We start from the raw sequence: 13,328 nt of genomic DNA, 5'->3' as shown, positions 1-13,328 counted from the left end.
GCCCGCCGCCACGCCCGCCCCTTCGACCGCCATCCCGGCCGCGCCCGTGCCCGGACGCAGCGCGCTGGACTTCAGCGCATCGCGTCCGGCCTGGGAGGGCTACCTGCGCGGCGCCGACCCCGAACCGGGCAAGCAGCTCGCCGCCGCCGGCAAGCCGGCGGCCGGCGTGCAGGCCTGTGTCGCCTGCCACGGCCAGGCCGGCATCACGCCCACCGGCGGCATCTTCCCCAACCTGGCCGGCCTGACGCCCGAGTACATCGCCAAGCAGCTGGCGGACTTCCGCCAGGGCACCCGCAAGCAGCCGCTGATGAACACCATCGCGCAGGCCCTGAGCGAGCAGGAAATCGGCCAATTGGCGGCCTATTACGGCAGCCTGGCGGGGCCGCCGCTACACGTGGGCGAGGCCGGCGGCGAGGCGGCGCGCAAGCTCGACCAGGCGGGCGACGGCAGCCGCGCCCTGCCCGCCTGCGCCAATTGCCACGGCCTGCGCGGCATGGGCGAAGGACCGCTGCTGCCCCGGCTGGCGGGCCAGTCCAAGGAGTACTTCGCGGACCAGATCAACGCCTTTCGCAACGGTTCGCGGCAAAACGACGACGTCGGCGTGATGCGCGCCTTCGCGCAGCGGATGACCGACAGCGAGGTCGAGGCGCTGGGCCAGTACTACGCCGGCGCGCGCTGATCCGTTCCCGGCCGGGGCTTGGAAACGCGGCCCGGCCGGGCCGCCGTTCCCCTTCCACCCGCCGGGCTTGCCTGCACGGCGCGGGTTCGGTCGCACGACGGCATATCAATATTCATTAAGTCTGATTTTTTACTTGGTGTTTTCCCTAATCCCTTCTTATAATTGTCGCACCATCAACCACCCCGAGATCATTGTGGACAACGACGGATGTAGTCGATACACGACTGCTTGCGCCGCTTGACGCAGGATCCGCAGAGTTTTCTGCCGAGTCCTGCGTAAAGCCAGGACACGGCTATTGGCCCGACAGCCCTCGCGCTGCCCCGGCCACCGCCCTTCCGATACCGACTTACCGACGCGATACGCGGGCTTTGTTGCGCCCGCCCCGCGCCCGGCGAGCGGCGCATGCATGTGGACCTTCCACCGTACTCCCGCCAGGAGACGACCATGCGCATCAAGAAATTCCTCCCCTTCCTGGATGGCGCCGCCGCCGTGCGCGGCGCCGGCGTGGCCGCGGCCGCCCCGGCCGCCACCCCGACCTACCAGTTCACCATCGTCAGCCTCGCCGACACCCTGAACGCGCTGCGCAAGCAGCTGTACTACGAGCTGCAGGCCCTGAACCTGCGGGTCGTGAACGTGCGCATCTCGCGCCAGGAAGCCGACCAGCTCGCCAGCACCACGGTCACGCTGCAATGCCCGCCGCAGCTGCGCGGCCTGCTCAGCGCCATCGCCCTGCGCCTGGGCCAGAGCCCCGACGTGCGCCGCGTGCACTGGGAAAACGAAGGCGGCGCCCGCATCGCCGTGCTGCCGGCCTGAGCCACGGAAAGGAGACTGTCATGAAAGACCCGTACAAATGCCTCCTCGCCGCCCGGGTGGCGGCCCTGCTGCTGCTCTGGCTGCTGGCTTTCATCCTGACCGCCGCGTCCGTCTGGCAGATGCCCTGAACACGAGAACAACAACATGAAGAACTTCGAGAACATCCAGCTGCTGCCACTGGCCAACACCCTCATCAGCCTGGCGGTGGCCTTCGTGCTCGGCTCCATCGTCGGCTTCGAGCGCCAGTACCGCCAGCGCACCGCCGGCCTGCGCACCAACGCACTGGTGGCGGTGGGCGCCGCCATCTTCGTCGACATGGCCTTCCGCGTCGGCGGTCCCGATGGCGGCGCGCGCGTGATTTCCTATGTGGTGTCCGGCGTCGGCTTCCTGGGCGCCGGCGCCATCATGCGCGAAGGCGGCAGCATCCGCGGCCTGAACACCGCGGCCACGCTGTGGGGCTCGGCCGCCATCGGCGCCTGCGCCGGCGCCTCGCTGATCCTCGAGGCGATCGCGGCCACCGTGTTCGTGCTGGCCGCCAATACGTTGCTGCGGCCGCTGGTCTCCTACGTCAACCGCCAGCCGGTCGACGCGCAGACCACCGAAGTCACGACGGTGATCCACATCATCGCCCACGTCGATCAGCGCCAGGCGGCCATGACCGTGCTGGAAGACGTGCTCGAAGACGAGCAACTGCCCCTGTCCGAGCTGAAGATCGACCAGTTCGGTGAAAACGAGGTCGAGATCGAGGCGGCGCTGAGCGAAGCCTCGGTGGACGAACTGGACCTGGACCGCGTCACCGCGCGGATCGCCGCCGCGCCGGGCATCCGCACCGCCTTCTGGGCCGCGCGCACGGTGTAGCGGCCCGCGCGCTGCGGCGATGGGTCGCAGCCGCCGGCCTGCCGCGCCTGTCACGCAAGCGCCAAAACCCTCTAGAATGGGCGCCGATCATGCGCCGCCCGTTCCCGTCCCTCGCCCGCAACGCCGCCTGCCTCTGGCTGGTGCTGGCGCTGTTCGCGCTCAAGGCGCTGGTGCCGCCGGGTTTCATGCCGGCGACCGGACAGCGCGGCACGCTGATCCAGCTGTGCTCGGCCGCCGGCACCATCTGGGTGGCCGGTCCGTCCAAGCACAGCGACGCGCCCGACGAACGCCACGCGGCCCAGGCCGCCACCTGCCCCATGGGGGCGATGCTGGCGGCGGTGGCCCTGCCCTCGGCGGCCGTGCCGCTGCTCGCCGTCGGCGCGGTCATGACCCATCCGCTGGCGGCGCGCGCGCCGCCAGCGCCCCACGAAGGTTTCCCGCCCGGCCCGCCGCTGGGCGCCCGCGCCCCACCCCTGCCCCGGTAGCCCGCTGATCGTTCCGCCGCGCCTCGCGCGGCTTTCTTGGCTTACCGGGAATTCCCATGGTTTCTATTTCCGCCAGGACGCGCCGCGTCCTGCCTCGGCGCGTGGTCGTCTGGACCGCGCTCGCCTTCACGCCCGCGCTGCATGCGCAGGTTCCTTCCTCGCCGCCCGCCGCCAAGGCGTCCGGCGTCGCCACCCTGCCGGCGATCTCGGTCGCGGGCGACACGCCCCTGGCCACCCTGCTGGAACAGGCCAGCACCGGCACCCTGCTGGGCCTGCGGCCGTTCGACACGCCCGCCAGCATCGACGTCATCAGCAACGAACAGCTGCGCGCGCGCGGCGCGGTCAACGTCACCGACGCCATCACCCAGGCCGCCGGCATCAGCGCCATGCGCCATCCTGGCAATGGCGGCTCGTCGCTGTCGTCGCGCGGCTTCACCGATTCGAACTCGGTGGCCCAGCTGTTCGACGGCGTGCGCCAGTTCGGCGGCGTCGGCCAGACCTTCCTCTACGACCCGTGGGCGGTCGAGCGCATCGAGGTCCTGCGCGGCCCGGCCTCGGTGCTGTATGGCGAAGGCGCCATCGGCGGCGTGGTCAACGTGATCCCGAAAAAACCCACCCGCGGCCCGATCGAGAACGAGATCCAGACCACCGTCGGCACCCACGACACCCAGCGGCTGGGCTTTGGCAGCGGCGGCGCGCTGGACGACAAGTGGTCGTACCGGCTCGACATCAGCGGCAACCACAGCAACTCGGGCATCAGCCTGGGCGACGCGCGCGACCTGGCGGTGACCGCCGCGTTGCGCCTGGACGTGTCGCCCGAGCTGAACTTCACGCTGACCCAGGCCTACGCCTGGCAGGAGCCGACGCGCTACTTCGGCACGCCGCTGATCGACGGCAAGATCGACTACGACCTGCGGCGCCAGAACTACAACGTCGCCGACAGCAAGATCATCTACCGCGACAGCCGCACCGACCTGAAGGCGGAATGGTCGCCGAACCCGGCCACGCTGGTGCGCAGCCGCGTCTATTACATCGGCAGCGACCGCGACTACCGCGACGCCGAGAACTACACCTGGCAACCGGCCAGCGGCCTGATCCAGCGCAGCGCCTACACCGACATCCGCCACGACCAGCAACAGGTCGGCAACGTCACCGACGCGTCCTTCGACGGCCATCTGTTCGGCCTGGCCAACAAGGTGGCGGTGGGCTTCGAACTGAACCACGCCACGTTCAAGCACACCAACAATTCGCCGTATTCCGGCACCTCGCTGGTGGACCCGTACGACGTCGATCACGGCCGCTTCATCAACGTCGCCGGCACCACGCCGCGCTATCGCAACAGCGCCAACCAATACGCGCTGTTCGCCGAGAACCGCCTGATGCTGACCTCCCGCTGGTCGGTGCTGGCGGGCCTGCGCTACGACCACATCGACCTCAAACGACGCGACCTGGTCGCCGACCAGACCGCGTTCGACACCACCTTCAACAACGTCGGCTGGCGCATCGGCACCGTCTACGACCTGCTGCCGACGCTGTCCGTCTACGGCCAGTACGCCGAGGCCGCCGATCCGATCGGCAGCCTGCTGCTGCTGTCGCCGGCCAACAAGGACTTCAAGCTGTCCAAGGGCCGCCAGGTCGAGGTCGGCGTGAAGCAGACCTTCTGGGACGACAAGGGCCAATGGACGCTGGCGGCCTACCACATCCGCAAGGACAACCTGGTGACGCGCGATCCCAACGACCCGACGCTGCGCATCCAGGTCGGCGAGCAGTCGTCGCGCGGCCTGGAAGCCACGCTGGGCGTGGAACTGACGCCGGCCTGGCGCGTGGACCTGAACGCGGCCGTGCTGCGGGCGCGCTACGACGACTTCAGCGAATCGGCCAACGGCGTGGCGGTATCGCGCGCCGGCAACGTCCCCACCGACGTGCCGGAACGCGTGGCCAACGCCTGGGTCAGCTGGAAGTTCGCGCAGCAATGGACCGCCAGCGCCGGCCTGCGCTATGTCGGCCGCCGCTTCGCGGATGCCGCCAACCGGCTGGAAATGGCGGGCTACACCACCACCAACCTGGCGCTGCAATGGGAGCCGTGGCGCGACCTGACACTGGCGCTGCGAGCCTTCAACGTGTTCGACCGCCAGTATGCCGAGACCGCCTACTACAACCAGACGCAGTGGCTGCTGGGCGAAGGCCGGCGGGTCGAGCTGAGCGCGAACTACCGCTTCTGACTCACTGGGTGAACAGGTCGGAGATCGCGTCGCCCAGGTCCTTCACCGCGCCGGCCACGCCGCCGGCCGCGCCCTCGGCCCCCACGCCGATGGCGCGGCCGAAGCCGCGCGCGATCTGGGCCGCGAAGCCGCGCGAGGCCGAGAACTTCGGATTGTCGAGGCTGCCGGCCAGCTTGAATTCCATGCGCAGCGTGCCCTTGCGGTCTTCCAGCGCGGCCAGCACCGCCTTGCGCGGCAGCGAGAACAGCGAGCCGTCGCCGCTGAACTTCAGGTCGTGCAGCGCCACCACGCCCGACGCGTTCAACTGCCGCTTGGCGATGGTGGTGCGCATGTCCAGGTCCATCGCGCCGCCGGCCAGCGATCCGGCGCCGTTCTCCGCGAGATACGGCGCGGCATAGCGGATATCCATGTTGCGCACCGCGACCGTCATGTCGGCGTCACTGCCGCCCACCTCCAGCGAGCCGCGCGCCTGAACCGTGGCCGCGCCGCTGCGGTTGTCCCGCACCGAGCCCTTGAATTCCATCTGGCTTTGCTGGCCATCGGCCGGCAACACCAGCGGATGCAGGCGCGCCGACACGTTCTCGAACGGGATGCGGTGCGGCGGCTTGGCGATGGCCGAGTCGATGAAGTCCAGCCGGCCACCGTCCAGGATGATGTCGTCGGCCCGGACCGGCCCCCTGGCTCGCGCCTGGCCGCCGTCGCCGTCGGCCTCGCGCAAGGCCGCCTGCAGGGCCGGGGAAATCTGCATGTCGCCGTCGGGCGCGCGCAGCACGGCAAAATCGAACCCCTCGATGGTGATCTTGTGGAACACGGGCTGGCGCCGCAGCAGCGAGCCCCAGTCGGGTTCGGCCACCACGCGCCGCGCGCTGGCCGGCGCGACGCCCTCGGCGCCCGTGATCTTCACGTCCGTCAGCACCACCGCGTCGAACCCCAGCCGCACCTCCCCCACCTGGGCCCGCGGCCCCAGCAGGCCGGCGATGTGGCGCTCGATGACGCGCATGCCGATCCAGGCCACGGCCCCCAACAGCAGCACCGCGAGCACCAGCGCGATCAGGAGCTTGCGTGCGAACGAACGGCGCGGCATGGCGGAGGCGTTACCCATGGATGGTCCTGTTGGCGATGCGCGAAACGCGGCCGCGTTCCGGCGGGCCTCATGGCGGCCCTGCCTGGCACCTTAGCGACCCGCGCGCCATGGCGCAAGGCATATGGCGGCACCAGTGCATCGCGATCAGGGCCGAAACCGGCGCGACGCGACGACGCCCGCGCCGGGTTTCCCCGCGCGGGCGTCGTCGCCACTCACCCTGTGCCTGCCGGCGCGGCGGCCGGATCGCGGGCTTGCTACGGGCCCGTCAACGCATCAGCGCTGCGTCTGCGACCGCTGGCCGGACTGACCCGGCTGCTGCGCCGGATTGCGGTCCTTGTCCATCTGCTGGCCGCCCTGGCCGGGCTGTTGCTGGCCCGGTTGGTTGCGGTCCTTCGGATTTTCCTGCGATTGCTGCTTTTGCGGCTGCTGTTGCTGGCCGGGTTGCTGGCCGGGCTGATTCGGGTTTGCCATGACAAATCTCCTAGTAGGCGGAACCACTTCCGCCAGGGATTCCCTAGCAACTGCCGTGCCCGCCCGGGCGTGGCGCGCGCGCCACCCCGCCGCATGATGCGGCACCGGTAATTTCAGGACCCGGGAAGTAAAAAGCGCGGCTATTGCGTGGTGACGTGCGCCGGCAGGCCGGTCTCGGCGTCTTGCGGATCGAAGGCGTCGAGCCAGGCCGAGGCATAGCTGGCGGGCGCCGCCAGCGGTTCGCCGCGGTCGCGCTGGACGCGCAGCCGCATCATCAGGTCATCCAGCGGCATCGGCCGGCCCAGCGCGTAGCCCTGGCCATAGCGGCAGCCCGCGGCCCGCAACGCCGGCACGTCGGCCACGTTCTCGACCCCTTCGGCCACCACCCGCCACCCCATCCGGGTGGCCAGCTCGGCGGCCGTGCGCAGCACCTCGAAGGCGACCGCGCTACGGCGCATGCGCGTCACGAAGTACTGGTCGATCTTGACCTCGGACAGAGGAATCGCCGACAGCAGTTTCAACGAGGCGTGGCCGGTGCCGAAATCGTCCAGGCTGACCTCGCAGCCGGCCTGTTCCAGGCGTTCCAGCGTGGCGCGCAAGGATTCCAGCTCCTTGATGGGCTGGTCTTCGGTCAGTTCGACGCGCAGCAGCGACGCCGGCAGTTCGGCCACGTGGATGCGCTCGAGCAGGAACTCGACCGCGCGCTCGTCGGACAGGGTGGAGGCCGGTGCGTTGATGGCGATGGGAATCGCCATGCCGGTGCGCCGCATGCTCTGCAGCATGTCGATGACGCGCTGCGCCACCCGCTCGAACAGGATCCTGTCCAGCCCGAGCCGGTTGACGGTGGGAATGAATTCAGCCGGCATGACCACGCCCAGCTGCGGATGCTGCCAGCGCGCCAGCGCCTCGGCCGACACGATGCGGCCGGTCAACAGGTCGACTTGCGGCTGCAGCAGCACCCGCAATCCTTCTTTGCCGGTAATCATGGCGGCGACTTCGTCGTCGCTCACCACCGAGCTTGTGGAAGCCTCGTGAGTTGGCGTCATGTTCGCTCCTTAAGTCCCCAGAGTACGGCCTGCGCTGTCCGGGCGCAGAGCGGGGCACATTGGACATGAGTATTCACAGTCGGCCTGCAGGAATATCTTGCTACCTTGCTTCTTACTGCCTTGTGTACTACCCAGCGTATTCGATCGCCAATGTTTTTTTATGCGATTTTGCGCATTTACTCCAGGGTATTTTGCACGCTTGCGGCGCCAAAGTCACACATATGTAACCAGTGGTATTCAGGCCATTCAGATTCATGAAAACCGCATTTTTCGGACGCTCCTATTAATCGGTGTTCTTTGTCCTTGTCGACATGGTAGCGTTGCGACTTTTCCGCCGTACCGGCCTATTTTTCCGCCCATTTTCCGCGTGACTACCCTGCTCTCCCGCTGGCGCGTTTCCCTGCGCCACGTCCTCTGGCTGGACGCCCTGCAAGCCGCCGCCATCAGCGCCGCGCCCGTCATCCTGGCCGTGCTGGCGCACGAGCCGCGCCTGGGCTGGACCGCCATCGCCGCCTTCTGGGCCTGCTTCGGCGACCCGGGCGGTCCGTTGCGCCAACGCGCCGCGTCGATGCTGGCGCTGGGCCTGATCGGCGCGCTGTTCTGCTTCCTGGCCAGCGCCAGCGCGCACACGCTGTGGCTGCTGCTGCCGCTGACCTTCGTCTGCTGCACCTTCGGCGGCCTGCTGCGCGTGCTGGGCCCGGCGGCGGCCATCGTCGGCACGCTGCTGTCGGCCGGCTTCGTGGTGGCGGCCGAGCTGCCGGCGCCGACGCTCGCGGCCAGCCTGTCGTACACCCTGTTCTTCGTCGCCGGGGCGCTCTGGGCCATCCTGATGACCGCGCTGGTGTGGCGCCGCCGTCCCTGGAAGGACGCGACCCACGCGGTGGCGCATTGCTATCGCGGCCTGGCCGATTTCGCCGATGCGCTGGCGCGCATGTATTCGGGCCTGGCGCCCGCCGCCGGCCCGCAGGCCTGGAGCGCGGTCACCCGTCCCCAGCGCAGCGGCATGCGCGCGGCGCTCGAGGCGGCCCGCGTGCGCATCCGCGAGGTGCAGGACGCGCGGCCCTCGCGCCAGGCCCGCGCGCAGCAATTGTTCTATTTGCTCGATAGCGCCGAAGACAGCTTCATCGCCCTGGTGGCCGCGGCCGATCTGCTGGAATCGAACGCCCCGCGCTGGCTCGGCCGCTCGGCCGGCGCCAACCTGTCACACGCCTTTCATCGCTACGCCAGCGTCGCCAACGCCATCGCCAGCACCTCGGACGTCAGCGACGCCAGGCAGGCCGACTGCCTGCGCGAGCGGCTGGCGCATTTCGGCGCCGGCCTGCACGAACTGCGCGGCGCGGCCATGGCCTACGCGCCCGACCTGGCGACCATGGTGCCGGTGCTGGACCGCCTGCAGCAGACCGCCCAGGCGATCATGCAGGCGCTGTTCGACCAGGATGGCGCGCCCGCCGCGCCGGCCCTGGCCGCGCGCGCCGATTCGCCGGCGCGGCAGGCCTGGCGCAGCCTGCGGCAGAACCTGCGGTTCGAGTCGGATGCCTTTCGCCACGCCCTGCGCGTGGGCATCGGCGCCACCATCGCGGTGGCGCTGTCCAAGACCTTCGCCGTCAACCATGGCTACTGGATGTCGTTGACGCTGGTGTTCATCCTGCAGCCCTATTTCGCCACCACCTGGCAGCGCACCGTCGAGCGCGTGATCGGCAGCGTGGCCGGCGCCGTCGGCGCCTCGCTGCTGGGCCTGCTGCTGAGCACGCCGCTGTCGGTGGCGCTGGCGGTGCTGCCGATCGCGCTGGGCACGTTCGCGGCCCGCACCATTCACTATGCGCTGTTCACCTTTTTCCTGACCTCGCAGTTCGTGCTGGTCAGCCATATCCAGCAGCCGGACATCTACGAGCCGATGCTGGCGGCCCTGCGCGCCTTCAACAGCGTGCTGGGCGGCGTGCTGGCCCTGCTGGTGGGCTTCCTGGTGTGGCCGGAAAAGGAACCGCGCCAGCTGGCCGGCGCGCTCACCCGCGCGCTGGAACGCCATGCCGACTATGCGCGGGCCCTGACGGCCGACAAGAGCGGCGCGGCCGCCTCCGCCGACATCGTCGGCCTGCGCCGCCAGGCCTGCCTGGCCGCCGACAACGCCGAGGCGGCATTGCAGCGGCTGCAGCAGAACCCCGTGCACCGCGACCGCAAGGTGGACACCGCGGTCAACCTGCTGAACGCGATGCGCCGCGTCACCGCCGCCGGCACCGTGCTGGAGATCCAGCCGGCGCTGGCGCCGGACAGCGCGGCCGCGCCGGCCCTGCGCGACTACGGACTGGCGCTGGCGCACGCCCTGCATCCGCAGGAACCGGCCCCGGTGGTCGAACTGCGCCAACTGGCGGTGCCGGCCGCCGTCAACGCCGCCGCGCCGGCATTGGCCGGTCCGCTCGACCGCATCGCCCAGCAGGCGCGGCAGGTGCGGCAATTGCGCGACCGCGTGCAACAGACCTGACACGCCCGCTGCCCGCGGCCGCTTGCGGCAACCCCGCCAAACTGCGGGGCGCTTGACGCGCATCAAGGGCGGAATGCCCGGAACGCGCAACGATGGAGGCCTACCGCGCTCAAAAGGAGGCCGCCATGTATCGCCGCATTTCCGTCCACCTGGACCACGGATTCGATTGCCCCCGCCGCACCCGCGTGGCGCTGGCCCTGGCCAGGCGCCACCAGGCCGAACTGGTCGGCATCTATGCCAGTTCGGCCCCGCCGCAGTACTACTACGGCGAGTCCGTGATGATGTCGAAAACGCTCAACGTGATGCGCGACCTGCAGGCGCAGAACCGCGGCGCGGTGCAGAACGCCTTCCTGGAAACCGTGGCCGCGGCCGACGTGCCGGCCGCGGTGCGCGCCGGCGCCAGCTCGCCCAGCGCCAGCATGGCGCGGCTGGGCCGCACCAGCGACCTGCTGGTGGTCAGCCAGCAGAACCGCGAGGACGTCGAGGCCGTGCACGAGAATGAATTCGTCGAACAGACCCTGCTGAGCGCCGGCCGGCCGGTGCTGGTGGTGCCGTCCAGCGGCGATTTCCCGGTGGTCGGCGAACGCGTGCTGTACTGCTGGGACGGCAGCCGCGAAGCCGCCCGCGCGCTGGCGGACGCCGCGCCGCTGCTGCGCCTGGCCTCGCACCTGGTGGTGCTGACCATGGACGAAGGCGCCGCCACCCGCGACGACGAGGCCGTGCCGTTCGAGGACCTGGCCACCTATTGCATCGCCCAGGGCATGCCGGCGCCGGACCACGTGCGCCGCGACATCAAGGGCGTCGGCGTGGGCAGCACCATCCTGAACGCGGCGGCCGACTACAGCGCCGACCTGATCGTGATGGGCGCCTACGGCCACAGCAAGTTCCGCGAATGGGCGATGGGCGGCGCCACGGCGTCGATCCTCAGGAGCATGACCGTGCCGATCATGTTCTCGCACTGACCTCCGCTTGACGCCGGCGGCGCCTCAGCCCTGCGGCACCGGCGTCAGCACCGGCTTGCCGGCGAAGTGCGCGGTGGCGTTCTCCAGGAACAGCGCCACCGTCGCCGACACCGCTTCCGGCGAACGCCCCGCGCTGTGCGGGGTCAGCACCACGTTGTCCAGCTTCAGCAGCGCCGGCGGCACCACCGGTTCGCCTTCGACCACGTCCAGCCCGGCGCCGGCGATGCGGCGTTCGGCCAGCGCCGCGATCAGCGCCTCGGTATCGACCACGCTGCCGCGCGCGATGTTCACCAGATAGCCTTGCGGCCCGAGCGCGTCGAGCACGGCGGCGTTCACCAGGTGCCGCGTATCGGCGCCGCCCGGCGTGGCCACCACCAGGAAGTCGCTGGCCTCGGCCAGCGCGCGCGGGCTGTCGTAATAGGCGTAGCCGGTCTCGGGACGCGGCCGCCGGTTGTAGTAGCCGACCGTCATGCCGAAGCCATTGGTGCCGCGCCTGGCGATCTCCAGGCCGATGGTGCCCAGTCCCACGATGCCCAGGCGCTTGCCCGATACCTGCGGCCCCATGAAGCCATTCCAATGCCCCTGGCGCACCCAGGCGTCGGCCTGCGGCAGGTGACGGGCGGCGCCCAGCAGCAGCGCCATGGCGTGATCGGCCACCGAGGTGGCGTTGGCGCCGGGGCCGTGCGTCACCTGCAGGCCGCGCGCGCGGGCGGCGGCCACATCGATGTTCTCAAACCCGACGCCCAGCGAACAGATCAGCTCGAGCTTGGGCAGCGCGGCCATTTCCTCGGCGTAAAAACCGGTGGCGCCGCGGGTCAGCACCACGCGGATCTCGTCAGCGTGGTCGCGGATGGCCTGGGCCCGCTTCTCGGGCGTGGTGGCAAGAATGCAGCGAAAGCCGCGGTCTTCGATGACCGGCAGGAAATCGTGCGCGCTTTCAATCAAAATCAACAGGGGGATCTTCATGTCGCTACGGGTCGGAGGCGGTGAGACTGGAATGGCGCCAAAAAAGCGCCGCCAGATATTACGCCTCGGTACAATTGCGCGCCACCCGCCGCTGCCGTCATTGAACGCCACATGAAAGCCAAGCTTCGCAAGCCCCTGCGCTCCGCCCTGTCATTCCTGCACCGCTGGACGGGATTGATCCTCGGCAGCGTGCTGGTGCTGGCGGGCCTGAGCGGCAGCCTGCTGGCCTTCGACCACGAGCTTGACGGCTGGCTGAACGCTGCCATGCTGCGCAACACGGCGGGCGTCTGCGCCGCGCCGTTGCCGCCCTCGGTTGCCGCCCGCGCGGTCGAGCAGGCCTGGCCCGGCGCCGCGATCGCCGCCATCACCCTGCCCCAGGCGCCGGCCGACAGCTACCGGGTGCAATTCAAGCATGCCTCGACCGCCGCCAACGAGGCCGGCGTGGACGCCTGCTCCGGCCAGCTGCTGGCCAGCCGCGACCGCGACGCCGTCACGCTGGACCGCGCCCACCTGATGCCGCTGCTGTTGCGCTGGCACATGACCCTGCTGCAAGGCAAGACCGGCCGCGAAGTGCTGGGCTGGCTCGCCGTCGTCTGGGTGGCGCTGCTGCTGGCCGGCCTCTACCTGGCCTGGCCGCGGCCGGGACACTGGCGCCGCTCGGTCACGGTGACGCGCGGCGTCGGCGCCTTCCGCACCAGCTACGAGCTGCATCGCGCCGCGGGCCTGATCGCGGCGCTGTTCCTGCTGGTGGTGGCCGGCAGCGGCTTCTTCATGGGATTGCCGCAACTGGGCCGCCAACTGGTCGCCAGCGTGGCGACGGTGCCGCCCGAGACGCGCGCCGCCCCGCAGGCGCCGCTGGCCGCGGGCGAAGCGGAGATCGGTTGGGATGGCGCCGCCGCCCGGGCGCGCGCGCTGGCGCCGCCGGACGCCACGCTCGTCATGCTGCGGCGCGACCCCGCGCGCGGCGTCTACCAGGCGCGGGTGCGCCGCGCCGACGACTGGCAGCCGGTCGGCACCTTGCGCATGTTCATCGCGATGCGCGGCGGCGATCTGCTGTCGCGCGCCGATCCGATATCGGGCACGGCCGCCCAGCGTTTCCTGGCGGTGATGTTCCCGCTGCATTCCGGCAGCCTCTATGGCCTGCCGACCCGCGTCCTGACCGCCTTCCTGGGCCTGCTGCCCCTGCTGTTCTTCGTCACCGGGCTGGTCATCTGGATCAGCCGCCGCCGGCTGCAGCACCGCGGCCGGCAGGCCGCGCAGGCG

The 13,328-nt window shown here is 70.2% G+C and carries 12 protein-coding genes; 8 read left to right on the top strand and 4 right to left on the bottom strand.

Annotated features, from left to right (window positions below; all coding sequences use genetic code 11):
• The 5 genes from H0523_RS29905 to H0523_RS29885 all read left to right on the top strand — a co-directional run.
• The coding region (locus H0523_RS29905) for a c-type cytochrome (protein WP_180180251.1) at positions 1–679 on the top strand (679 nt) is incomplete at its 5' end.
• 444 nt (positions 680–1,123) lie between these two features.
• Positions 1,124–1,492 (top strand): hypothetical protein, encoded by a 369-nt coding sequence (locus H0523_RS29900; RefSeq protein WP_054434972.1) that lies wholly within the window; start codon positions 1,124–1,126, stop codon positions 1,490–1,492.
• A gap of 144 nt (positions 1,493–1,636) precedes the next feature.
• Positions 1,637–2,350 (top strand): MgtC/SapB family protein, encoded by a 714-nt coding sequence (locus tag H0523_RS29895; protein WP_054434970.1) that lies wholly within the window; start codon positions 1,637–1,639, stop codon positions 2,348–2,350.
• A gap of 89 nt (positions 2,351–2,439) precedes the next feature.
• On the top strand, positions 2,440–2,835 hold the full coding sequence (locus H0523_RS29890; protein ID WP_054434968.1) for a DUF2946 family protein: 396 nt from the start codon (positions 2,440–2,442) through the stop codon (positions 2,833–2,835).
• 56 nt (positions 2,836–2,891) lie between these two features.
• A complete protein-coding gene (locus H0523_RS29885) occupies positions 2,892–5,057 on the top strand; it encodes a TonB-dependent receptor (RefSeq protein WP_180180250.1) in 2,166 nt (721 codons plus the stop codon).
• Between the two features lies 1 nt (position 5,058).
• Here H0523_RS29885 and H0523_RS29880 read toward each other — a convergent pair whose 3' ends face one another.
• From H0523_RS29880 to H0523_RS29870, 3 genes are all read right to left on the bottom strand, one after another.
• Positions 5,059–6,159 carry a DUF748 domain-containing protein gene (locus tag H0523_RS29880; RefSeq protein ID WP_054434967.1) on the bottom strand — a complete coding sequence of 367 codons (1,101 nt, stop codon included), beginning with the start codon at positions 6,157–6,159 and terminating at the stop codon, positions 5,059–5,061.
• Between the two features lie 255 nt (positions 6,160–6,414).
• Positions 6,415–6,612 (bottom strand): hypothetical protein, encoded by a 198-nt coding sequence (locus H0523_RS29875; protein WP_006394892.1) that lies wholly within the window; start codon positions 6,610–6,612, stop codon positions 6,415–6,417.
• 140 nt (positions 6,613–6,752) lie between these two features.
• On the bottom strand, positions 6,753–7,658 hold the full coding sequence (locus H0523_RS29870; protein WP_054434965.1) for an EAL domain-containing protein: 906 nt from the start codon (positions 7,656–7,658) through the stop codon (positions 6,753–6,755).
• Between the two features lie 367 nt (positions 7,659–8,025).
• Here H0523_RS29870 and H0523_RS29865 point away from each other — a divergent pair, with 367 nt between their 5' ends.
• Complete coding sequence (locus H0523_RS29865; protein WP_054434963.1) at positions 8,026–10,137, top strand: FUSC family protein; 2,112 nt, start codon at positions 8,026–8,028, stop codon at positions 10,135–10,137.
• A gap of 125 nt (positions 10,138–10,262) precedes the next feature.
• Complete coding sequence (locus tag H0523_RS29860; protein WP_054434974.1) at positions 10,263–11,099, top strand: universal stress protein; 837 nt, start codon at positions 10,263–10,265, stop codon at positions 11,097–11,099.
• Between the two features lie 24 nt (positions 11,100–11,123).
• On the opposite strand, the gene H0523_RS29855 is transcribed toward H0523_RS29860, so the two are convergent.
• On the bottom strand, positions 11,124–12,065 hold the full coding sequence (locus H0523_RS29855; protein ID WP_054434961.1) for a 2-hydroxyacid dehydrogenase: 942 nt from the start codon (positions 12,063–12,065) through the stop codon (positions 11,124–11,126).
• Between the two features lie 111 nt (positions 12,066–12,176).
• On the opposite strand from H0523_RS29855, the gene H0523_RS29850 reads away from it, so the two are divergent.
• Positions 12,177–13,328: PepSY-associated TM helix domain-containing protein (locus tag H0523_RS29850; protein WP_180180249.1), on the top strand; the 1,152-nt coding region annotated here is incomplete at its 3' end.

The sequence above is a fragment of the Achromobacter insuavis genome (assembly GCF_902859645.1).
Lineage (GTDB): Bacteria > Pseudomonadota > Gammaproteobacteria > Burkholderiales > Burkholderiaceae_B > Achromobacter > Achromobacter insuavis.
Note: the sequence above shows the minus strand (reverse complement) of the source record. Positions and strands in the feature narration are given on the sequence as shown.